Origin of the sequence: Bacillus cereus group sp. MG16 (assembly GCF_040459875.1) — a bacterium.
GTDB classification, from domain to species: Bacteria; Bacillota; Bacilli; order Bacillales; family Bacillaceae_G; genus Bacillus_A; species Bacillus_A paranthracis.
In genome coordinates this window covers 3,451,588-3,473,957 of record NZ_JARVHE010000001.1, presented here as the reverse complement: position 1 = coordinate 3,473,957, position 22,370 = coordinate 3,451,588, and the positions used below count along the sequence as shown (strand labels likewise).

Sequence of the window (22,370 nt, the reverse complement as noted above, 5' to 3'; positions counted from 1 at the left end):
CAATGAGTCTACAAAAAGTAATTGGTTTATGTACAGATATAAAAAATGCGGTTTATGTATTGAAAAACATTTGTTAATATTCTCAATATTAAGTTAACATATAGATAACCTGTAAATCAATGAATAAACCAAAATATAGAAATAAAGAATTCGAAGGGTGAAGAATGAGAAATGGTTATATTAGGAGCAGTTGTAAATGGGATTTGCATTATATTTGGTACTTTACTAGGTAAATTATTTAGTAGAATTCCAGAAAGTATGAAGGGAACAATTATGCATGCAATCGGTTTAGCGGTTACTGTACTTGGACTTCAAATGGCATTGAAAAGTGAAAATTTTCTTGTTGTCATACTAAGTTTAGTAATTGGTACCGTCATCGGGGAATGGCTACAATTAGAGGGAAAGTTAAAACAGTTAGGAGATTGGCTAGAAAATAAAGTTGGATCGAAAGGGAAAGGGAGTATATCAGAAGGTTTTGTAACAGCTACTTTAATATTTGCAATTGGTGCGATGGGTATACTTGGTGCACTCGACAGCGGTATTCGCGGAAATCACGATATTTTATTTACAAAGGCAATTATCGATGGATTTATTTCTATTATATTAACGACAACTCTAGGAATTGGTGTAGTATTTTCGGCGATTCCAGTCATTTTATATGAAGGTGGTATTGCGGTTTTTGCAACACAAATTAATAGTTTGGTCCCGAAAGAATTAATGAATCAATTTATAGTAGAAATGACAGCTACAGGTGGTATTATGATAGCCGCTATTGGATTGAACTTACTCGGATTTATTAAAATTAAAGTCGCAAATTTCCTTCCAGGTATATTAGTAGTTGGAATCATTGTTTCACTTATTTATAGTTACGGTTTAATAGTAAAGTAGGGGAGGGAGATACATATGGAGGAATTTCAATTTACAAAACGTATGCATAACATATTGAAGATTGCAGCAGAAGAGGCAGAATGTAATATCATTCAACCAGTTCATTTATTTATTGGCATGTGTAAAGAAGGTACTGGCGTTTGTGGCGAGTTGTATATGTATTTGTTCCGTAATATGGGTACGGATTTTTTAGAAAAATTTTCATTACGAAAACAATATGATTTAACGGATCAAGATTATAAAAAAATAGGACAATATAAATTATCCCATAAGACGCTAGAAATTTTACAAATAGCGAAAAAACGTATGGAACGTTTTCAGCAAGTAATAATTAATGAAGGACATGTTATATATGCATTATTTCGTGTAAATCCAGTTGTTGAAAATGCACAGATGCAAAGAGATATATTACGTATTATAGCTGAGCCAAGAGATTTAGCAGTCGATTTAAAAGGTTTCGTTCCTATTTATAATGATTTAACTTGTACTGTTAGAAAGGCTAACGCTTCTGATCTTGAACAATTAGCAAGCTTTGTTGAAGCAGAATTTGGTGAACGGTGGTTACATTCGATAGAATATGGATTTCGTACATATAAAGAAAACTTACCTATTTATATAGCAGAGCAAGAAGAAGTGATAGTAGGTTTCGCTTGTTATGATGTAGTGAGAGGAAAGAAAGGATTGTTTGGTCCAATGGGCACGGCGAAACAAAATCGTGTGAAAGGTGTAGGGAGGCAATTGTTACATCTTTGTTTACAGAGTATGAAGCAAGAAGGATATGAATATGCAATTATTGGACAAGCAGGTCCGATTGAGTTTTATGAAAGAACTTGTGATGCTCGTTTAATACCGATAGGGAATAAGTAACCAACTCCATATACGGGAGTTGGTTTTATTATGAAAATAATGTAGAGATGTAGTGATTCTTATTAGAAAATAGCGGGTTTTGTAGTAAATCTTACAAATAAAGCAAATTACTAAACTTTTTATAAGAAAGGGTGTAGAATGGGTATCTAAAGAAAGAAGGTGTGAAAATGGCCAGCTGGAAACGAAATTTAATGATTTGTTGGCTAGGTTGTTTTACCACTGCAGCCGGTATGAGTTTAGTAATTCCCTTTTTATCTTTTTATATTGAGGAATTAGGGGTGACTGGCACTTCTAGTATTGCACAGTGGTCGGGACTTGCATTTGGTGTAACATTTTTAATGGGTGCGATCGTATCACCAATATGGGGAAAACTTGGTGATATACATGGACGGAAATTGATGCTAATTCGTGCTAGCCTTGGTATGGCGATTATTATGACGCTTATGGGGTTTGTAACGGATGTATATCAACTAGTCGCACTAAGATTTCTGATGGGAGCAGTATCTGGTTTCCTTTCAACAGCGATGACATTTATTGCAGCAGAAACTCCGAAAGAACATTCAGGTTGGGCAATTTCTACAATTTCAACCGGGGGCGTGAGCGGCTCATTACTTGGTCCATTACTTGGTGGATATTTGTCTGAGTTAATTGGAATGCGCCATGTTTTTCTTGTTACAGGAGCTTTTTTATTCCTTTCCTTTCTCATCGTTTTTTTCTTCTTACATGAAGAAAATCACTCTGCTCAAGCAAAAAAAGTTCAAACGAAAAAAGTATGGACGATGGTCCCAGCTAAGCATTTAATTATTAGTTTGTTTGTAACAACATTTATTATTCAACTTGCTAATATGTCTGTTCAGCCAATTGTTACATTATACGTAAAAAATTTAGTTGGTCCTCAAACTGCGCATATTGAAACAATTGCGGGCGCCGTTATGTCAGCTACAGGATTAGCCGTTATTTTAGCAGCACCAAGATTAGGACGATTATCAGATCATATCGGTCCTCAAAAAACGTTAGTTGTAGCGTTGTTTGCTGCAGGAATTATCTTTATCCCGCAAGCATTTGTAACCTCAGCTTGGCAACTATTAATTCTTCGATTTTTATTAGGAATCGCACAAGCAGGATTATTACCTTCCGTACAAACTCTACTAAAACAACATACACCAACCCATGTAACCGGACGAATATTTGGGTATAATCAATCGTTTCAGTTTTTAGGAAATATGATTGGACCAGTACTTGGTGGACAAATTGCAGCACATGCAGGGTTTCAATATGTTTTCTTCTCTACATCATCACTATTGTTTATTGCGTGTATTTGGGTTTATTTTCATAATAAGAACGAAGAGGTATCAGAGAAACGACATTTGGAAGTTAGTTAACTAAGTGAATGAAAAAAGGATGAGGCAATGAATGCTTCATCCTTTTCTTTAAAATGTAAGACATAGGTAGCTTAATGTACCAAGCTCATAACTACGGTGAATGACTTCACCGCTATTTTCACCACTTCCCATAGCGATAAATAAAGGAACAAAATGCTCTGCTCTTGGTACTGCTAATTGTGCATGAGGCGCCTTGTTTTCCCAATTAAACAAGGCATCTTTATCGTTATTCTGCATATGTTTTATAATCCAATCATCAAATTCAATTGCCCATTGTTCGGGTGTCGTTTGATTCCATTTCAGTGCTCGTAAGTTATGAACGGTAACACCACTACCGATTACTAAAATATCTTCCTGTCCAAGTCCTTTTAATGCTTCTCCAATTTTAAATTGTTCTTTTGCAGAAAGGAATGGATTTACTGATATTTGTACGACAGGAATATTTGCTTCTGGATACATGCGATGCAAGAGTGTCCATGAGCCATGATCTAAACCTCTCGTCATATTATGATGGACTGGAATACCTTTGTTTTTAAACTTTGTTTCTAACATGGATGCAATGCTAGAAGAACCTTTTGCACGATATTTAATTTCGTATAACTCTGGAGGAAAACCTCCAAAATCATAAATTGTTTCATATTCGTTATCTGATGAGGAAATCGTTAATACTTCACTTTCCCAGTGAGCAGTGAAAATAACAATTGCTTTCGGTTTATACGTTTCTCCAAGTGTTTTTAAAAAACTTGTATAATCTGTATCTTGAATAGCGAGCATTGGTGAACCATGTGCTAAAAATAGTGATGGCATCATAATAGAAACCTCCTAAAAATATAATAATTACTTTATGTAAGTGACTATATAATTTTATGGTGTTTTCGTCAACATAAATAGTTTGACAGCTAATCGGAAAAGGTAGGCATTTGTCATAATGAAAGCAATTGCATATAATATATAGTAAGAAAAATGAATAACTATTCATTTTTGGAGATACATAATAGATTTGGGGGCTGACGAAATGAACGTACAGGAAAGTTTCGTTACGGCATTGGATGGATCGGAAATTTATTTACGCAAGTGGTTACCAGAATGTGAACCGAAAGGGATTATTCAAATTGCGCACGGTATGACAGAACATGCAGGTGTTTATACAGACTTTATTGATGCGTTATTACAAGCAGGGTACGGTGTTTATGCGCATGATCATAAAGGTCATGGGAAAACAGTAAAAAGAGAAGAAGACTATGGTCATTTTGAACCGGATATAGGGTGGAATCAGGCTGTGTCTGATGTAATCTTTGTTTCAGAAATGATAAAAGAAGAGCAGTCATGTCCATTATTTTTACTGGGTCATAGTATGGGATCTTTCCTATCAAGACGAGCTGTGCAACTTAGAGGCGAATTATATGATGGATTTCTTATTTCAGGAACTGGTGGGAATCCAGGGTTTTTAGGAATTATTGGTCATAAAGTAGCGACAATTGAGATGAAATTGCGCGGGGCAAAAACGAAAAGTCCGATGTTAAACTTTTTATCTTTTGGCAACTTTAATTCGAACTTTAAGCCAAATCGTACAAATTTTGATTGGTTATCTTCAGATAATGATCAAGTTGATAAATATATTGCCGATCCGTTATGTGGATTCATTTGTACGACGAGTTTTTATCGAGAATTATTTTCTGGTGTATTAGAAGTAAATAAATTAGAAGAATACAAGAAGACGCCAAGCAATCTTCCGATACATATCTTTTCTGGAGACCGTGATCCTGTTGGAGATATGGGGAAAGGTGTAAAAGAAGTATATGAAAACTATAAAAAATGTGGTGTGAAAGATGTAACGCTGCGTCTATATGAAAATGGAAGACATGAAATGTTCCATGAAGTAAATAGAGAAGAAGTATTTAAAGATTTGATTTCGTGGTTAGAAGAACATAATAAATGAGAATGAAAGCTAAGTCCAGACTGTTTATAGTTTGGACTTTTTGTTTGTAGGTGTTGCAAGTATTTACTGATGTAGTGTTCATATCATTTTTACATATTTGAAGGTAGGTTATATTCTATATAATTAAATAGATAGAAAGCCTTGTGCAAATGAGGAGATAAATGTATAAAATTAATAATCAAACTTTTTATAAAGCAACAGAGGCCAATCATAATAGTAGTATAATAGTGAATGAGGTGTTAATAGAATGGAAGATAAAACATTAGGTTTACTATTAGATGTTGTTGGGGAATTATTTTCAGATGAAATTTCAATTGCTGTATCGAATACGAAAGAATATATATACTATCGGCCAAGTAAACGAATTGATTTAAAGATTAGTGTCGGTGATCCTATAAAGGAAGGAACGATTGCTCATAAAGCAATGGTGACAAACCAAAAAACCTCTGAGTTTATGAATCGGGATGTTTTTGGTATTCCTTATCATGGTATGGCCGTACCATTCTCAAACAATGGAAAGCTTGAAGGTTGCGTGACAGCCATTTATCCAGCTTTAACGGACGGAAAATCAGTCGTTACTTTAAAAACAACGGACGGCTGGATTCCGGTTCCTTTTTCAAAAGTCATGTATTTAGAGGCGAAAGATAAAAAGACGTATGTAAATGCAGAAGAGTTAACAGGGACACATAAATACTCGTTACAAGAATTCGAATACTTACTCCCGAAAGATTCATTTATTAGATGCCACCGTTCCTTTATTGTAAATGTGAATCATATTAAAGCGATTTATCCTGATACGCATTCAACTTTTTTACTTTCTATGAATAATGGAGAGAGGGTCCCAGTGAGTCAATCATACGCTAGTTATTTTCGTAAGCTTCTAGGATTTTAAATTATTCTGCTTTAGAGGTTAGATTCGCTGTTTTGTCTGAATTTTTGCCATTGTATACTGAAATCCCTATTTAGATACTGTTAAAGTGTAAAATAATTATGAATATTCATAGGGAGAGGGATTACATATGGAGAATAATTTGGATAGAATTAGGGATGAACGTCTGAAAGATCGCGTAGTTACACCTGAAGAAGCAGCTTCATGGATTGAAAGTGGAATGACTTTAGGCTTAAGTGGGTTTACACGTGCAGGTGATGTAAAAGCAGTCCCATTTGCGCTTGTAAACCGAGTTAAGAATGATACATCTTTTAAAGTAAATGTTTATACTGGTGCCTCTTTAGGTTCTGATGTAGATAAATTATTTGCGGAAGCAGGAATTTTAGGGAAAAGATTGCCTTTCCAAGCTGATTCGACTATGCGAAAAGGAATTAATAACGGAGATTTTTTATTTGTGGACCAGCACTTATCTCATACAGCAGAGTTACTTCGCGCTGACGTTATGGATGTAGATTTTGCTATTTTGGAAGCGGTTGCGATTACTGAAGATGGCATGATTATTCCAACAACTTCAATAGGAAATTCTTTAGCGTTTTCTTTAAATGCTAAGTCCATTATTATTGAAATGAATATGGCTCAATCCACGCAGTTAGAAGGACTGCATGATTTATATGAACCAGGTAAACAAGGAGAAAGACTTCCAATTCCGATTGTGAAAACGGATGATCGAATTGGAACGATTGGCATTCCAATCGATGTTGAAAAGGTGAAAGGGATTGTGTTTACGAACCAATTAGACTCACCATCGACAATTGTTCCTCCGGATGAAGAAACTGTTATTATGGCACAGCATTTAATAGAGTTCCTTCGAAAAGAAGTCGAAGTAGGCCGATTAACAAATCGTTTAGCACCGTTACAATCAGGAATTGGCTCAGTGGCTAATGCTGTTCTTCATGGAATGTTAGATTCGGAGTTTGAAGATTTAGAAGTGTATTCTGAAGTTTTACAAGATGCGGTCTTTGATCTTATGGATGCTGGAAAAGTCAATTTTGCTTCATGCTGTTCAATCACACTCTCTGAGGAGAAAATGCAAAAAGTATTTTCCAACTTTGAAAAATATCGTGACAAATTAATGATGCGCCCGCAAGAGATTTCTAATCATCCTGAAATCATTCGTCGCCTCGGATTAATCTCGATTAATACTGCTTTAGAATTAGATATATACGGAAATGTGAACTCTACCCACGTTTTAGGCACAAAAATGATGAATGGTATCGGTGGTTCTGGTGATTTTGCGAGAAATGCTCGCCTAGCTATCTTTGTTACGAAATCGATTGCGAAAGGTGGCAACATTTCAAGTATCGTTCCTTTTGTTTCACATGTGGACCATACGGAACACGATGTAGATGTTATCGTCACTGAACAAGGGTATGTTGATCTAAGAGGACTGGCCCCAAGAGAAAGAGTGGAATTAATTATCGAGAATTGCGCACATCCAATGTATCGTGATCAGCTAAGAGCTTATTACGAAGAAGCTAAAACGAGAGGTGGACAAACTCCTCATGTTTTAGAAAAAGCTTTTTCTTGGCATACGAATTATGCTAAAAATGGAACAATGCTTGAGGCGGTAGTAGAAACTGTATAGGTGTGTATCGTTAGAAATAGTAAAACGAAAGATTGAGTTTGAAAAAAATTTTAGAAGAAGAAACGCCAACTTTCAAAGATGGCGTTTTTTTTTAATACATTGTTACAGGCCGTACTGATTATAATAAAGATTTATGAAAATAAGAGGGTTTTTTAATTACTTTTCGAATCATTTTAATAGTTTACATATCGAAGGTGAGGAGAAAGAATCATGAAGATAAGAGAAGCGTTATTAAGTGAAGCAAATGAATTAAGTGAACTCGCACTACAATCAAAAGCGACGTGGGATTATAGTGAAGAATTCATAATTGCCTGTAAGGAAGATTTAACTATTACAGAAGAGTATATAAATAATAATTTTGTATATGTTTTTGAAAACGATAATACGAAGATTGGATTTTTCTCATTTTTACGTAATGATAAAGCTCTCGATTTCCTGTACATTCATCCTCGTTACAAAGGGAAAGGCTACGGGAAAATAATTTGGAAGTATGTAATAGAAAAAGCAAATGAAATAGGCTTAAAAAGTTTTACGATTGATAGTGATCCGAATGCAAAAGGATATTACTTGAAAATGGGCGCACAGTTAATCGGAGAGACACCATCAACGGTCTTTAAGGATCGTTTACTGCCTCTTTTGAAATATGATGTGTAAAACTATTAATAGTAGGGGAAGATTAGAGTGTATGATGTAAAGGAAAAAAGAATATATGAAGCATTAATAAGATCGTGGTCGATTGAAACAAGTTCAAAGTGGACGACTGAGAATCCAGCAAAGGGACAGTGTGGTGTAACGGCTTTGGTCGTTCAAGACATATACGGAGGAGAGATTAAAAAGACAAAAGTAAGAGAGGAGTGGCACTTTTATAACTTTATAGATGGACAGAGGTTTGATTTTACAGAGGCTCAATTTAATGAAAAACTGAATTATATGGATATAGAATCAAATCAAGAAGAAGCATTTGCAGATACAAATGAAAAACAATATTGCATGTTGAAGAAAAAGATAACGAAAGAATTGAAATTATCTTTTGACTCTTAATCTTTAATAAGTTACTATAATGGTGGTAACTTATTAAAGGGAACTTCATAGAGTTGAAAGGGGAAATACTTTTGAAAACAACTTATGTAAACGCTACAATCGTAACGATGAATGAACAAAATGAAGTGATAGAAAATGGATATATCATTGTAGAAAATGATCAAATTATAGATGTGAAGAGCGGAGAATTCGCTAATGATTTTGAAGTAGATGAAGTAATTGACATGAAAGGAAAATGGGTTTTACCAGGGCTTGTCAATACACATACACACGTTGTAATGAGTCTCTTAAGAGGTATTGGTGATGATATGTTATTACAGCCGTGGCTTGAGACAAGAATTTGGCCACTTGAAAGTCAATTTACTCCAGAACTTGCGGTTGCTAGTACGGAATTAGGATTACTTGAAATGGTGAAAAGTGGTACAACATCTTTCTCTGATATGTTTAATCCAATTGGAGTAGATCAAGATGCAATTATGGAAACGGTATCAAGGAGCGGGATGCGAGCTGCTGTTTCAAGAACTTTATTTAGCTTCGGAACGAAAGAGGATGAAAAGAAAGCAATTGAAGAAGCTGAGAAATATGTGAAGCGCTACTATAACGAAAGTGGCATGTTAACTACGATGGTTGCACCGCATAGTCCATATACATGTTCCACAGAATTGTTAGAAGAATGCGCACGTATTGCAGTAGAAAATCAAACGATGGTTCATATTCATCTTTCGGAAACAGAGCGTGAAGTACGTGATATTGAAGCACAGTACGGAAAACGTCCAGTAGAATATGCAGCAAGTTGCGGGTTATTTAAACGACCGACAGTTCTTGCACACGGTGTAGTATTAAATGAAAATGAGCGTGCATTTTTAGCAGAACATGACGTTCGAGTAGCTCATAATCCGAATAGTAATTTAAAACTAGGTTCTGGTATAGCGAATGTAAAAGCGATGCTAGAAGCAGGAATAAAAGTAGGAATTGCAACAGATAGTGTGGCATCTAACAATAATTTAGATATGTTTGAAGAAATGCGCATCGCAACATTATTACAAAAAGGTATTCATCAAGATGCAACAGCTTTACCAGTTGAAACAGCTCTTACACTTGCGACAAAAGGAGCTGCGGAAGTAATCGGTATGAAACAAACAGGATCACTTGAGGTTGGAAAGTGCGCTGATTTCATTACAATTGATCCGTCTAATAAGCCTCATTTACAACCAGCAGATGAAGTATTATCGCATCTTGTATATGCTGCTAGTGGAAAAGATATAAGCGATGTAATTATTAACGGAAAACGTGTCGTTTGGAATGGCGAATGTAAAACGTTAGATGAAGAGCGTATTATATTTGAAGCAAGTCGTTATAAACGAGGTTTGCAAAGATAGGTAATTGAAAAAGCTATCCTTTTTAAAAAGGATAGCTTTTTTTCTTGAACGAATAAATATTCAAAAGAATGTCGCATCTTTCTGTTCATATTTCTGCTATAATATATAACGCTTTATAATATTTTATATTTAAGGAGAACAACTCATGAAGCGAAAAAAGAGCCATTTAATGGTAATGGCACTTGTTACATCTTTATTATTAACAGCTTGTAATAATAAGGAAAATAAAAGTGATAAAGAGGCAAAAAAACAAGTATTAAATGTAACAGTATCAGAAGAAATTCCTTCTCTTGATACAGCGAAAACGATGGATGGTACGTCAGCGCACGTTATGCAAAACATATTTGAAGGGTTGTATGTATTAGATGATCAAGATCAGCCGATTCCAGCAGTAGCAAAATCGTTTAAAAGAAGTGAAGATGGTAAAAAATATACATTCGATTTGCGTAAAGATGCAAAATGGTCAAATGGTGATAATGTAACAGCAAATGATTTTATGTTTGCGTGGAAACGTGCAATTAATCCTGAAACAGCGTCTCAATATGCGTCCATGCTCTTTTATGTGAAAAACGCGAAAGAGATAAATAAGGGAACAATGCCTCTTGATGCACTTGGGGTTAAAGCAATAAATGATTATAAGTTAGAAGTGGAACTAGAACAGCCAATTCCTTATTTTTTACAGTTGTTAGCACTACCTATATATTTACCACAGCATGAATCATTTTTGAAAGAACAAGGAAAAAATTATGCATTGGAACCTAGTAATCTCCTATATAACGGTCCATTTGTATTAGAGAAATGGAAGCATGAACAAGAGTTTCAATTAAAGAAAAATGCTACATATTGGGATGAAAAGAAAGTGAAATTAGACGAGATAAACTTTCAAATTGTAAAGGATACAATGACCGCTGTTAATTTATACGAAGCTGGTAATTTGGACCGGGTGCCTATTAATTCTCAATTTGTAGACAAGTATAAAGGGCATAAGGAGTTACATATGTCGAGCGAACCTGCAATTGCTATGCTACGTTTTAATGAAAAAAATAGTGCGTTAGCAAATAAGAAAGTGCGTCAGGCTATTTCATTCGCGTTAAATAAAGAGGATTTCGTTGCTCATTTTATTAATAACGGAGCAAAACCTGCAACTGGGCTAGTACCAGTTGGGCATATCAATGAAGAAACGGGAAAAGATTTTAGGGAAGAAAACGGAAACCTTTCTTTATATGATGTACAAAGTGCGAAAAAAAATTGGGAAGAAGCGAAAAAAGAGCTCGGAGTAGAACAAGTAAACCTCGAGTTTTTAACATTTGAACAAGATAACGCAAAACGTATGGCAGAATATATAAAAGGTGATTTAGAAAAGAATTTACAAGGATTAACGATACAAATTAAACAACAGCCATTTAAGCAAAAATTACAGTTAGAACAAACAGGTGATTACGATATAACTATGACAAATTGGGGACCCGACTATAAAGACCCAATTAGTTATTTAGAACTATTTACGACGGGTAATCAAAATAATAAAATGAATTATTCTAATCGTCACTACGATGAATTAATAAAGAAAGCGAAAAGCGATCTAGTATTAGATCAGAAGAAAAGATGGGAAGCATTGCAAGAGGCCGAGCGTATTCTATTAGGGGATGCTGCGGTCGCACCGCTTTATCAAATGGGCTCAGCTTACGTACAAAAGGATTATGTAAGAGGAATTGAAAAGCATCAATTTGGTGGTATTTATACTTATAAGAATGCTTATATTGCAAATGAATAAATACAAAAAACCTTACTTTTTTGAAGTAAGGTTTTTTTACAGAGGACCGGGAAATCCTTTGGTGGTGTTCCTAGCATATAAAGAAGAGAAGTGCAAAATTGTAGTTACACATTCATAAGAAGTTGCAACAAATAGTTTGTTTAAGTAAAAAGAAGAATAGAAATATAGCATACAAGGAATAAGGGAATGTAGTACAGATCAACATACAAGCATTTTCTTTCTGTAACTATGTTTGTTTTTAATTATATAAAAAAAATATTAGATTATATATTTTGTCCTTGGTATACTTAAAAGGTAATTTGGGGTATTAAGATGAATTGAAAGAGGTGTTTGTGTGGAATTATTTGAGTATTATAAAAAAAGGGGAATTTCTATGAAATCATTACGTTTATTTATGATTCTCACTCTTGTTGTATTGTTAAGCGCGTGCAATACAGCGACACAAGTTACAAAGGTTCAAAAAAATGGCGAAACGACTTTAAAAATTGGTTCTCTGCAAGGGTATTACGATGTACAAACACTTAAAGTTGAAAAAGGAAATGTGGAAATCCCTTATGAAGCAGCTGTTGAAGAAGGTACGATTTTATTACAAGTTACAAAAGATGATAAGGTTATTTATGAAGAAGAAATCACTTCTCAAAAAGAAGGTTTGCTTTCTTTTGAAGCTTCAAAATCCGGATCATATGATTTAATTGTACGCGTGAAGGGTGAAAAAGAGAAAGCAAAAGAAATTCAAATACATACTAAGCTATGAAAAAACGGCAAGTGGAGTGCACCCGCTTGCTGTTTCCATTTTCAGTTGATTTTGTCACAACATATGTTTATCAATTTAAGAGATGATCTTCCGAAATTCCTAATGAAGTTAAAATAAGAGATCAACAAAAAATATGTTACAACCTTGGCATGGTAGTAACAGAATTTATAACTCTCTTTTACACGATAAAAAGACTGGGTTTGATACATTTTTATTCGAAAGAGATGTAGATGGTAAAAAGCAAGTAGTAGTATTTAGGAGAAGGGACATAAGGTGATGCTCTTTTTGGAGAAGGTGTCCTAGATCTTACTACCGATTTTGATTATATATGGGGGGAAATAAGTTGAAAAGCATTGAAGTTCTAAATACATATATTGAAGGGAGTTCTGTTGCAATCCCTATATGGTTAAAGCATCTAATTGAGGCAGAGGAGATACATCAAAACTATGAGAATGTACAAGTACTTAGTGCATTAAAAACAGATGCAGTATTGTACTACGTACACCGTACGCTGCAAGTGTTGGATGGACTGTCTTTAGATGAAGAAGCATATCGTATTATTGAAAAGGTACTAACGTATAGTGAGCTTGCAAAGGTAGGATCTTTAAAACAGCGGGAAGAATGGAAGAAAAAAGGGATTAATCTATTGGTACATAACGAGGGTTCTGCTGATATCTTTAGTGATATTCAGTTTATTGAACGTGTAGAGACAAACTTAAACTCTACTGAGTATTTGTTTATTCGAGATTTAATTAGAACACATGGGTTAATCGGGCAGTATATCCGCGGGGAGGCTCGTTTGGACTCTCATGTTGGTTTAATTAACACATATAAAGAAGAATACGGAGACGTTAGGTTAAAGGAGATTCTATACTATCTTAACCAATGCATTATTGAGGGCGTATCAAAAGTTTTGTGGAATGAAGTGAAGAACGATGTGAAGATTACAATTGATGGTCTTTTTGATGGTTATATGGAGCCATTTACTTCTCGCATGCATAGACTCACGCCAAAACATAAGGAGTCAGCATTTGAAAAAGATATAATTATGGGGAGCGAGAAGAGTGATGTTCAAACATTCTTATCTGATAAGGATTTGTGGTATGTAGAACCATCTATGCATGCTCTTAGCTTTGAGGATATTTGGACAGTTTTTGTTATGTTAAAGAATGAGATAGGCACTAGAAAAGTTCAGCATATACATTTCGAGAAATTGATGCAGCAGCTACATTATGATTTCAAAGGTGAAAAAAAGGACAATGTGTATCGTAAGCGAGTTATTGAGAAGTATTTACGGGAGTACCGTGAGAACGAGAAGCCAAATACAACGCATGTTTCTTTTCGGGTTAAAGTCGATGAAGATATGAAGACTGCGTATGTGTCGTTTCGGTTTTCTGCTGTAGGTGAGGCGTTAATAACCTTCTGTGTAGAGGCAGAAAAGATAGATATGATGCATGCTCGGGCAAATGTGTTGCTGTTTGATTTCTTCGGGTTACGAAAGGATGCATATGATAGATTCCATAACGAAGAAGTATATCTGGAGCATATGAATAGCTCGGCTGATGATAAACGAATTATTCTTGATTATATAAAGGGAGATACGATTGTAGATGTCGGAGCCGGTGGTGGTGTCATGCTAGACATGATTGAAGAAGAGACCGAGGATAAACGAATCTACGGTATCGATATTTCCGAAAACGTGATTGATACGTTGAAAAAGAAGAAGCAAAACGAGGGGCGTTCTTGGAACGTCATTAAAGGGGATGCAATCAATTTAAGCAGCTCATTTGAAAAAGAATCGGTTGATACGATTGTATATTCTTCTATCCTTCATGAGCTGTTCTCTTATATCGAGTATGAAGGTAGGAAATTTAATCATGAAGTAATTAAAAAGGGGCTGCAGAGTGCTTATGAGGTGTTAAAGCCAGGAGGCCGTATTATCATTCGTGATGGCATCATGACCGAAGATAAAAGGTTAATGCGGGTGATTCGTTTTAAAGATGCAGGCGGAATGAAGTTCTTAGAGCAGTATGTCCAAGAATTTAAGGGACGTATAATCCAGTATGAGGTACTTGCAGACAATACAGTCAAAATGCCTGTTAATGATGCAATGGAGTTCTTATATACGTATACTTGGGGCGAGGATTCCTTTGTTCATGAAGTGCAGGAGCAGTTTGGAATTTTTACGCCAAACGACTATAAGGACTTCGTAAAGGGTATCTTTGGAGATAAAGTAAATATCGTTCAAGCTATGAACTATTTGCAGGATGGATATACAAACCATCTTAGGGAGAAAATCGAGTTTACAGATGAGTCTGGGAATGCTGTTGCGCTACCAGATAGTACGTTCTTTATGGTTTTAGAAAAGAGGTAATCATGTTGGAAGACTTTAAAAATACTATTTTAAAAAACTTAATTTAAATTTGATGGGGTGAAGAAAGCAGAGATGTTAATAAAAAGTTGTGTAGTTTTGCCCCTTTAGATAATTTAGTCTAAAGGGGTATTTATATTAAAAAAAGAGATTCTGTAATTGATGAAGAGGAAGGTAGAAACATTAGATCAACAGTAGGGTAGGAAGAGAATAATTTGTGATACATCTCACACCATAAATACATATATAACTTTACAATTAGAATATCAATTGATGGGAGGGTTAATATTGATGAATCTTGATTTTAATAATAATCCATTTATTGTAATATGGGAGTTGACAAGAGCATGTCAATTAAAATGTCTGCATTGTCGTGCAGAAGCACAGTATCATCGTCATCCTCTAGAACTAACATTTGAAGAAGGAAAGAAACTAATTGATGATATATATGAAATGGAAAATCCAATGCTTGTATTTACTGGTGGAGATCCATTAATGCGTCCAGATGTATATGATATTGCGGAATATGCAGTGAAAAAAGGTGTTCGAGTATCTATGACACCAAGTGCCACCCCGAACGTTACGAAAGAAACGATTCAAAAAGCAAAAGAAGTAGGACTTGCTAGATGGGCATTTAGTTTAGATGGACCAACAGCTGAAATACACGATCATTTTAGAGGGACAGAAGGGTCATTTCAATTAACGATGAATGCAATTCGTTATTTGCATGAATTAAAAATTCCTATTCAAATTAATACTGTTGTTTCTAATTATAATGTGGATGTACTTGAAGAGATGGCAGTGTTAATAGAAGAATTAGAATGTGTACTCTGGAGTATATTTTTCTTAGTTCCAATAGGGCGAGGGAAGGAAAAAGATATGATTTCACCAGCTCAACATGAAAGGGTATTCCGTTGGCTATATCAACTTAGTAAAAAGGTTTCTTTTGATATTAAAACAACAGCTGGTCAGCACTATAGACGTGTTGTGATCCAAGAAAAAATGAAAGAACATAAAAAGGAAAAACAGGTCATTCAATATCAGGATGTATTGATGAATGGGATGACGGGGCGTGCTCCAAAAGGGGTGAATGATGGAAACGGTTTTGTATTTATTTCTCATATTGGAGATGTATATCCAAGTGGATTATTGCCGATTAAAACCGGGAATATTAGAACAAATTCGCTAGCTGAAATCTATCGAAACTCCCCTGTTTTTCAAAATCTTCGTAATCCTGACAAGTATAAGGGAAAGTGTGGTGTTTGTGAGTTTCGATATGTTTGTGGGGGATCTCGTTCTAGAGCATATGCGATGACGGGGGATTATATGGAAAGTGAGCCTTTCTGCGTATATATTCCAAAAGCATTGCGAAAACAGAAAAAGAACATAAAAAAGGGCTATGAGTAAAAGCTTACTCACAGCCCTTTTTTAATGTTTTATAAAGTATAGTACTTCGCATCCTTCATTAAAAATTCGCTACCTATAACTGTTGTACTGAAACAAGTTTTTTACACATGTATTCTATTAAACCGATTTTAATAAAGAATAAAAATTCGTATCATAGGGAATGTCATCTTGATACATATAATTTTTTAGAACTCCTTCTTTTTCAAAACCTAATTTTAATAGCACTTTATTAGAAGCCTCATTTTCAAGAAATACAATTGCCCCAATACGCTTTAAATGAATGGTATGGAAACCGTATGATATAACTTCAGAAACAGCTTCAGTTGCATATCCATTTCCCCAGTGTTCAGGGAAAAAGGCATAACTTAAATTGGCCCGTTTATGCTCAGAAGACCAATCGTGAAAACCGATTGTTCCAATAAGTTCTTTCTGATCTTTTAATTCGATTCCCCATTTTATACCGCTTCTTGCATTGTAACTCAACTTAAAGTTATGAATGATTTGTTTCACTTGATCAATATCCTGTAATGGTTTTTGGCCATAATAGCGCAGTACGTCAGTATTAGAAAAGCATTTTAGTATACTTGGTGCATCTTCTTCGGTAAGTTCTCGTAGAATGAGTCGGTCGGTTTTCAATATAGGAAACATGCTTTCACTCCATTTCTTTTGAAACTAGAATGTGTTGTTATTATATAATTTAGTCTGAAAATAAAGATTATTCAAGAGGGAAGTATGGCTTTAATTTATGATAAAATTGATTGTGGAATATATTTCAAAAAGAGGTTTGTATATGGAGAAAAACTCAATTTTAATTGTAGATGATGATCAAGATATTGTTCGATTTGTTAATGCGAATTTAATGCAAGAAGGTTTTAAAGTTTTAAGTGCTCATAACGGAGAAGAGGCTTTAAAAATCATAAATAATAACAGTATTCAACTTGCTATTTTGGATATTATGATGCCACAAATGGATGGGATAGAATTGTGTAGACGGATTAGAGAGAAACATAGTTTACCAATTATATTTTTAAGTGCCAAATCATCGGATGTAGATAAAGTTGTTGGATTTAGTACGGGAGCAGATGATTTTATTGTGAAGCCGTTCAGTACAATTGAATTTATCGCAAGAGTGAAAGCCCAATTAAGAAGGTATACATATTTCAATCAAAATGCTGTCCAAGTAATAGAAAAGAAAATAAACATTAGAGGTTTAGAAATAGATGAAGTGTCGAGAACAGTAATGTTATATGGAGAAACAATCAATCTTACGAAAACTGAATATGATATTTTGTATTTAATGGCAGCTGCAAAGAATCGTGTATTTACTATTGAAGAAATATATGAGAGCGTTTGGAAAGAAAGGGCTTATGAAAGCAATAATACAGTAATGGTTCATATCGCAAGATTAAGAAATAAAATTGAAGAGAATCCAAAAGAACCGAAATTTATTCAAAATGTTTGGGGAGTCGGATATAAAATTGAAGATTAAATCATTACAAGGCATTAGAGCTAAGTTTTTTACCGCATTCATATGTAGCATTTTGTTAGCAACTGTAAGTATAATAGTGTTTCAAATTTTAATTGGAAATATATATAGTCATGTTACTACGTTAGAGGAAAAATATTCATTTTTATATTTTATAGTTTTTTTGATTTTTACTACGACATACTTTGCATGTATGACAAAAACAATGATGAAAAGATTGTCTGAAATTAATAAGAACGTGAAGGAAATAAGTAAGGGTAATTTTGAAGTACATATATCTATTTCAAAAAATGACGAGATTGGTGAATTAGCGACGAATGTAAATAGAATGGCCAAAAGTTTAAAAGAGTCTGTCGAGAATGAAAAAAAATCACAGGAAATGAAAAATGAAATGATTAGTAATATTTCGCATGACTTACGAACACCTGTAACATCTTTAATCGGTTATGCGGACTTATTAGGAAATAAGCTGCATGCAAATGGAGAAGAATGTGAACAGTATGTAAGCATATTAAAGCGAAAAAGTTATGAATTAAAAAATCAAGTTGATGAATTATTAGAATACTGTCAAATAAATTATAGAGAGATTGAATTACATAAAAGTGTAGTAAATATGAAAGCGTTAATGGAACAAATTATGATTGATTTTGTACCACAACTAGATGATGCCGATATGAGCTTTTGTATGAAAGGTGATAAGGAGTTACATGTGGAAATGGATGTAGCACTTATGGTGAGGTTATTCGAAAATGTAATTAGTAATAGTATTATGTACGGGAAAGACGGAAAGGAGATTGTAATTCAAATTTCTAAAAGAGACATGAATGTTGAAATAGAAATTAAAAATTTTGGGCAATGTATTCCGGATGAGAACCTGCCTTATGTTTTTGAGAAGTTTTATCGTGGTGAAAAATCACGCAGCTCTCATACAGGTGGAAAAGGAATGGGACTTGCAATTGCGAAAAGTATAGCAGAACTTCATAAAGGAGATATCGCTGTACGTAGTAACGATAAAGAAACAGTTTTTACTATCGTTTTACCGCAGTATAAAGAAATGTAAGAAAGTCGTAAGTATTTCTTACGTATGTTGTAATTTTCAATTCGTATCATGTAGAACAAGGATATGAGAGTGGGGATATAACATGTGGAAGAAATATGTGTTGGTAATTTTAGTTGCTTTTTTACTTACAAGTTGGAGTGTAATTTATTTAGTTAATGGTATTATATCAGTCGTTTTTTGGTGGAGTATACAAGCCTTTAGCTTCGTATCAAGCTTTATTTTGATAGGGTCAGTATTACTATTTGTGTGGAAAGGCATTTTCAGAAAGCGAATAGATAGAACGCTACTCTTCATTGTGCTTTTTTCTATAATTGGAGCTTGGCCCTTAGGATGGTTCGCTAACATAGGCGGACTTGCTTACCCAGCAAATGTACAGTCTATGAGCCCTAAAATAGTTGTTCGTTTTCCTTTGAATGAACGAGCATTAGTAGGATGGGGTGGCGATCGATTAGAAGCGAACTATCACGTTATAAAACCAAATGAACGATGGGCATATGATATTCTTATTCCACCTGCTGAAGTGAAAAGTAGTAAGTTAGAGGATTATGGAATATATGGAGCGAGAGTAATGGCACCAGCTTCTGGAACAGTTGTATCAATTAATAATGATGAAAAAGATTTAGTTCCGGGATCGGATGATTTTCAGTCAATGGCGGGAAATCATATTTATTTACGACTAGATGAAACAGGGACATTTTTGGTTCTTGCGCATTTAAAGAAAGGGTCAATTAAAGTGAAGGAAGGACAACATGTAAATGAAGGAGAATTTCTTGCTCAGGTCGGTAACTCAGGAAGTTCAAGTGAGCCACATTTACATATTCATCATCAAAGGCAGGATCCATCCAAGGTAAGCATATTTCTTTCGGAAGGATTACCACTTTACTTTCGAACTGAGAAGGGTGTGATAATGCCGGAAAAAGGAGAATATATAAAAAGACATTAGGGGGAAACGCTGATGTGGGAGAAATATTATATCGAAACTGATAGAGGGAAATTTGAGTATTTTCAAAAGGGAGAAGGAAAACCACTTTGTGTAACACATTTATACAGTGAGTTTAATAGTAATGGTAATTTATTTGCTTCTGCATTTACGAATCATTACACAGTGTATCTTATAAACTTAAGAGGATGCGGAAATTCTACACATGACACCACCAAATATAATTTGGGAATGGTAGATGCAGTACGTGATTTAGAAGCGATACGTGAGGCGTTGAATTTTAAAGATTGGACATATGCAGGTCATTCAACAGGTGGAATGCTAGCTTTACAATATGCGATAATGTGTCCAGAGAGGCTTGTAAAAATTATAGCTGGCGGATTATGTGCATCAGCTGAGTATATGAATCACAAAAATAGTATTTATTGTAGAGATAATGATCAAAATGCTCGTTTAAGAGAAATATTTGCAGTGCTCAGGGACGTAGCTTCTACAATTGATGAGAGGCGTGCCGTAAATAAAGAGTGGGCAATGATGTCTTTATATAATGAATCAGCGTATGATGAAATGATTGCTAGACCGAACAGCGGTAAAACAGTATCAAAGCGTCTTGATTATTTTTCTTATAAGGAGTTACCTACATTTGATTTACGTTTACAATTAGAGAATGTAAATATACCAGCCCATATTTACGCTGGAATTTATGATGCACAGTGTCCGTATGAATTTGCAGTGGAAGTAGCGGAGCTTATGCCAAATGCGATAATGTCGACATTTGAATGCAGTAATCATTTTCCATTTATTGAGGAGGAAGAAGAGTTTATAAAATTTGTTGAAAGCACGGTCTGTCATGTAAATGGATGATGAAAATCTATTATTTAAAAAGAAGAAGGCTGTCTTCAACACAAATTTGAGACAGCCTTCTTCTTTCATTACCCTACAAATGTTTGATACAGTAAGAAAATATTTAAAATGATAACAAGTATAGCAATGATCCAAGCGATAAAGGTAGTTATGCGGTGATTAACGAGTGCACCCATAATTTTTTTACTACTTGTAAACATAATAAGTGGTACTAATGCAAAGGCAATACCGAATGATAAGACGACTTGACTCATGACTAGAGCGTAAGTTGGATTTACACCTAAAGCGATAATAACTAATGGTGGAATCATTGTAATAAATCGGCGTAAGTATAACGGAATATGCATTCGAATGAAACCTTGCATAATAATATCACCTGACATTGTACCGACAGAAGAGCTAGATAGTCCTGCTGATAAGAGACCAATTCCAAATAAAGCAGCTGATACAGGACCGACTAAGTTGCTAAACTGGTTAAAAGCGACATCAAGATCTTCGACATGCAAGCCGTTTTTAAAGAATAGTGCAGCAGCAACAATTAACATACTTGCATTAATTGCTCCAGCGATAATCATTGCGATAATGATATCAATAAACTCGAAGCGGAAAATCTTTTTCTTTTGTTCATCATTTGTTCCGACTACGCGGCGCTGCGTTAAGGCGGAATGTAAATAGATTGCATGTGGCATAACTGTTGCACCTAAAATCCCTGCTGCAAGTAATATACTGTCTACGCCTTGGAATTTTGGGATGAAAAGTCCTGAAAGTAGAGGACTTAATTCTGGTTTTGCATAAAAGACTTGTACACCAAAAGCGATAACAACGATAAAAATCATTCCTGTTATAATCGCTTCTAATGGACGGAAGCCTCTACGTTGAAATTCAAGAATAATAAATGATCCAGCAGCTGTAATTAAAGCAGCTGGTAACATTGGAATTCCAAATAATAAATACAATCCGAGTGCTGCCCCGATAAATTCAGCTAAATCAGTCGCCATAATAACGAGTTCACCTTGTATCCATAAGCCGATGGAAACAGGTTTTGGGAAGTTTTCTCGAGCAATTTCAGGAAGGTTTCTACCTGTAGCGATTCCTAATTTAGCTGATAAAGTTTGGATTAATACAGCCATTAAATTAGAAGCGAGAATTACCCAGAGTAATAAATATCCATATTGTGATCCAGCGGCAATATTTGTCGCGAAATTGCCAGGATCAATATAAGCGACTGAAGCGATGAAAGCAGGACCTAAGAATGGTAAAAGTCTTTTGAAACCTTTCGTTTGTCCGCTTAATGCTAAATGCGCTGATTGAACAGTTGTACTTTGAGAAGGGACATGTTCATCTTTTGATATGTCTTTATTCATAGTCGTTTTCCCCTTTGAAATGTTAACTTGATGAAATTATTGTAAGTATTCTTATTCTTTATTTCAATACATTTAAATGTACTAGGTTATATTTTTTATTTGAACACAAATGTTTCCTTAGTGCAAATTATATGTCTTTATACAATGAATGGTGTGGTGTTATTAAAAATTGGGAGTTTATGGTGTGATGAGGCGGGGAAACATAATGAATTAAAGGGCTGTTTTTGAAATTTATGTGAACATAAAGCCGATAATACAGCATATTAATTGATGGAATTGCATTTGTATGATATATAATATATTGGGATTACAACATAACC

The 22,370-nt window shown here is 34.7% G+C and carries 20 protein-coding genes; 17 read left to right on the top strand and 3 right to left on the bottom strand.

Annotation, left to right across the window (positions count from 1 at the left end):
- Positions 1-171 precede the first annotated feature (171 nt).
- From QCI73_RS17920 to QCI73_RS17910, 3 genes are all read left to right on the top strand, one after another.
- Positions 172-888, top strand: a complete 717-nt coding sequence (locus QCI73_RS17920; protein WP_262725326.1) for a DUF554 domain-containing protein — start codon at positions 172-174, stop codon at positions 886-888.
- A gap of 15 nt (positions 889-903) precedes the next feature.
- On the top strand, positions 904-1,755 hold the full coding sequence (locus QCI73_RS17915; RefSeq protein ID WP_262725325.1) for a GNAT family N-acetyltransferase: 852 nt from the start codon (positions 904-906) through the stop codon (positions 1,753-1,755).
- Positions 1,756-1,922: 167 nt separating this feature from the next.
- Positions 1,923-3,137, top strand: a complete 1,215-nt coding sequence (locus QCI73_RS17910; RefSeq protein ID WP_002194988.1) for a multidrug efflux MFS transporter — start codon at positions 1,923-1,925, stop codon at positions 3,135-3,137.
- A 48-nt stretch (positions 3,138-3,185) separates the two neighbouring features.
- Here QCI73_RS17910 and QCI73_RS17905 read toward each other — a convergent pair whose 3' ends face one another.
- Positions 3,186-3,947 (bottom strand): DODA-type extradiol aromatic ring-opening family dioxygenase, encoded by a 762-nt coding sequence (locus QCI73_RS17905; RefSeq protein ID WP_029440866.1) that lies wholly within the window; start codon positions 3,945-3,947, stop codon positions 3,186-3,188.
- Between the two features lie 205 nt (positions 3,948-4,152).
- On the opposite strand from QCI73_RS17905, the gene QCI73_RS17900 reads away from it, so the two are divergent.
- The 10 genes from QCI73_RS17900 to QCI73_RS17855 all read left to right on the top strand — a co-directional run bounded on the left by QCI73_RS17900 (position 4,153) and on the right by QCI73_RS17855 (position 16,336).
- Positions 4,153-5,076 (top strand): alpha/beta fold hydrolase, encoded by a 924-nt coding sequence (locus tag QCI73_RS17900; RefSeq protein ID WP_353823468.1) that lies wholly within the window; start codon positions 4,153-4,155, stop codon positions 5,074-5,076.
- A 247-nt stretch (positions 5,077-5,323) separates the two neighbouring features.
- Positions 5,324-5,968 (top strand): LytTR family DNA-binding domain-containing protein, encoded by a 645-nt coding sequence (locus tag QCI73_RS17895; RefSeq protein ID WP_262725323.1) that lies wholly within the window; start codon positions 5,324-5,326, stop codon positions 5,966-5,968.
- A 127-nt stretch (positions 5,969-6,095) separates the two neighbouring features.
- Positions 6,096-7,610, top strand: a complete 1,515-nt coding sequence (locus QCI73_RS17890) for a succinyl-CoA:acetate CoA-transferase ScpC (RefSeq protein WP_353823467.1) — start codon at positions 6,096-6,098, stop codon at positions 7,608-7,610.
- 210 nt (positions 7,611-7,820) lie between these two features.
- Positions 7,821-8,264: a GNAT family N-acetyltransferase gene (locus tag QCI73_RS17885; RefSeq protein ID WP_088667860.1), complete on the top strand. Its 444-nt coding sequence runs from the start codon at positions 7,821-7,823 to the stop codon at positions 8,262-8,264.
- A gap of 27 nt (positions 8,265-8,291) precedes the next feature.
- Positions 8,292-8,651, top strand: a complete 360-nt coding sequence (locus tag QCI73_RS17880) for a YunG family protein (RefSeq protein ID WP_353823466.1) — start codon at positions 8,292-8,294, stop codon at positions 8,649-8,651.
- A gap of 53 nt (positions 8,652-8,704) precedes the next feature.
- Complete coding sequence (locus tag QCI73_RS17875) at positions 8,705-10,030, top strand: bifunctional S-methyl-5'-thioadenosine deaminase/S-adenosylhomocysteine deaminase (RefSeq protein ID WP_353823465.1); 1,326 nt, start codon at positions 8,705-8,707, stop codon at positions 10,028-10,030.
- Positions 10,031-10,175: 145 nt separating this feature from the next.
- On the top strand, positions 10,176-11,804 hold the full coding sequence (locus tag QCI73_RS17870) for a peptide ABC transporter substrate-binding protein (RefSeq protein ID WP_353823464.1): 1,629 nt from the start codon (positions 10,176-10,178) through the stop codon (positions 11,802-11,804).
- A gap of 373 nt (positions 11,805-12,177) precedes the next feature.
- Positions 12,178-12,558, top strand: a complete 381-nt coding sequence (locus QCI73_RS17865; RefSeq protein ID WP_000838926.1) for a BA_1872 family lipoprotein — start codon at positions 12,178-12,180, stop codon at positions 12,556-12,558.
- 328 nt (positions 12,559-12,886) lie between these two features.
- Positions 12,887-14,932: a class I SAM-dependent methyltransferase gene (locus QCI73_RS17860; RefSeq protein WP_353823462.1), complete on the top strand. Its 2,046-nt coding sequence runs from the start codon at positions 12,887-12,889 to the stop codon at positions 14,930-14,932.
- Positions 14,933-15,220: 288 nt separating this feature from the next.
- Positions 15,221-16,336, top strand: a complete 1,116-nt coding sequence (locus QCI73_RS17855; RefSeq protein WP_353824120.1) for a TIGR04053 family radical SAM/SPASM domain-containing protein — start codon at positions 15,221-15,223, stop codon at positions 16,334-16,336.
- 117 nt (positions 16,337-16,453) lie between these two features.
- On the opposite strand, the gene QCI73_RS17850 is transcribed toward QCI73_RS17855, so the two are convergent.
- Complete coding sequence (locus tag QCI73_RS17850) at positions 16,454-16,984, bottom strand: GNAT family N-acetyltransferase (RefSeq protein ID WP_000483978.1); 531 nt, start codon at positions 16,982-16,984, stop codon at positions 16,454-16,456.
- Positions 16,985-17,126: 142 nt separating this feature from the next.
- Between QCI73_RS17850 and QCI73_RS17845 the strand changes: the two genes are divergently transcribed.
- The 4 genes from QCI73_RS17845 (at position 17,127) to QCI73_RS17830 (ending at position 20,686) form a co-directional block, all read left to right on the top strand.
- On the top strand, positions 17,127-17,825 hold the full coding sequence (locus QCI73_RS17845; protein ID WP_262725316.1) for a response regulator transcription factor: 699 nt from the start codon (positions 17,127-17,129) through the stop codon (positions 17,823-17,825).
- Positions 17,815-18,882: a HAMP domain-containing sensor histidine kinase gene (locus QCI73_RS17840; protein WP_262725315.1), complete on the top strand. Its 1,068-nt coding sequence runs from the start codon at positions 17,815-17,817 to the stop codon at positions 18,880-18,882. The genes QCI73_RS17845 and QCI73_RS17840 overlap by 11 nt, the downstream gene beginning before the upstream one ends.
- Before the next feature lie 82 nt (positions 18,883-18,964).
- Positions 18,965-19,825 carry a M23 family metallopeptidase gene (locus QCI73_RS17835; RefSeq protein WP_353823461.1) on the top strand — a complete coding sequence of 287 codons (861 nt, stop codon included), beginning with the start codon at positions 18,965-18,967 and terminating at the stop codon, positions 19,823-19,825.
- A gap of 12 nt (positions 19,826-19,837) precedes the next feature.
- Entirely contained in the window at positions 19,838-20,686 is an 849-nt protein-coding gene (locus tag QCI73_RS17830; RefSeq protein ID WP_353823460.1) for an alpha/beta fold hydrolase, read from the top strand.
- A 68-nt stretch (positions 20,687-20,754) separates the two neighbouring features.
- On the opposite strand, the gene QCI73_RS17825 is transcribed toward QCI73_RS17830, so the two are convergent.
- Positions 20,755-22,050, bottom strand: a complete 1,296-nt coding sequence (locus tag QCI73_RS17825) for an Nramp family divalent metal transporter (RefSeq protein WP_262725313.1) — start codon at positions 22,048-22,050, stop codon at positions 20,755-20,757.
- Between the last annotated feature and the right edge of the window lie 320 nt (positions 22,051-22,370).

Excerpts from the sequence above, each read along its gene's own strand:
- QCI73_RS17920 (WP_262725326.1), top strand. The coding sequence starts at position 172 with ATGGTTATATTAGGAGCAGTTGTAAATGGGATTTGCATTATATTTGGT.
- QCI73_RS17915 (WP_262725325.1), top strand. The coding sequence starts at position 904 with ATGGAGGAATTTCAATTTACAAAACGTATGCATAACATATTGAAGATT.
- QCI73_RS17910 (WP_002194988.1), top strand. The coding sequence starts at position 1,923 with ATGGCCAGCTGGAAACGAAATTTAATGATTTGTTGGCTAGGTTGTTTT.
- QCI73_RS17905 (WP_029440866.1), bottom strand. The coding sequence starts at position 3,947 with ATGATGCCATCACTATTTTTAGCACATGGTTCACCAATGCTCGCTATT.
- QCI73_RS17900 (WP_353823468.1), top strand. The coding sequence starts at position 4,153 with ATGAACGTACAGGAAAGTTTCGTTACGGCATTGGATGGATCGGAAATT.
- QCI73_RS17895 (WP_262725323.1), top strand. The coding sequence starts at position 5,324 with ATGGAAGATAAAACATTAGGTTTACTATTAGATGTTGTTGGGGAATTA.
- QCI73_RS17890 (WP_353823467.1), top strand. The coding sequence starts at position 6,096 with ATGGAGAATAATTTGGATAGAATTAGGGATGAACGTCTGAAAGATCGC.
- QCI73_RS17885 (WP_088667860.1), top strand. The coding sequence starts at position 7,821 with ATGAAGATAAGAGAAGCGTTATTAAGTGAAGCAAATGAATTAAGTGAA.
- QCI73_RS17870 (WP_353823464.1), top strand. The coding sequence starts at position 10,176 with ATGAAGCGAAAAAAGAGCCATTTAATGGTAATGGCACTTGTTACATCT.
- QCI73_RS17865 (WP_000838926.1), top strand. The coding sequence starts at position 12,178 with ATGAAATCATTACGTTTATTTATGATTCTCACTCTTGTTGTATTGTTA.
- QCI73_RS17860 (WP_353823462.1), top strand. The coding sequence starts at position 12,887 with ATGGGGGGAAATAAGTTGAAAAGCATTGAAGTTCTAAATACATATATT.
- QCI73_RS17855 (WP_353824120.1), top strand. The coding sequence starts at position 15,221 with ATGAATCTTGATTTTAATAATAATCCATTTATTGTAATATGGGAGTTG.
- QCI73_RS17850 (WP_000483978.1), bottom strand. The coding sequence starts at position 16,984 with ATGTTTCCTATATTGAAAACCGACCGACTCATTCTACGAGAACTTACC.
- QCI73_RS17845 (WP_262725316.1), top strand. The coding sequence starts at position 17,127 with ATGGAGAAAAACTCAATTTTAATTGTAGATGATGATCAAGATATTGTT.
- QCI73_RS17835 (WP_353823461.1), top strand. The coding sequence starts at position 18,965 with ATGTGGAAGAAATATGTGTTGGTAATTTTAGTTGCTTTTTTACTTACA.
- QCI73_RS17830 (WP_353823460.1), top strand. The coding sequence starts at position 19,838 with ATGTGGGAGAAATATTATATCGAAACTGATAGAGGGAAATTTGAGTAT.
- QCI73_RS17825 (WP_262725313.1), bottom strand. The coding sequence starts at position 22,050 with ATGAATAAAGACATATCAAAAGATGAACATGTCCCTTCTCAAAGTACA.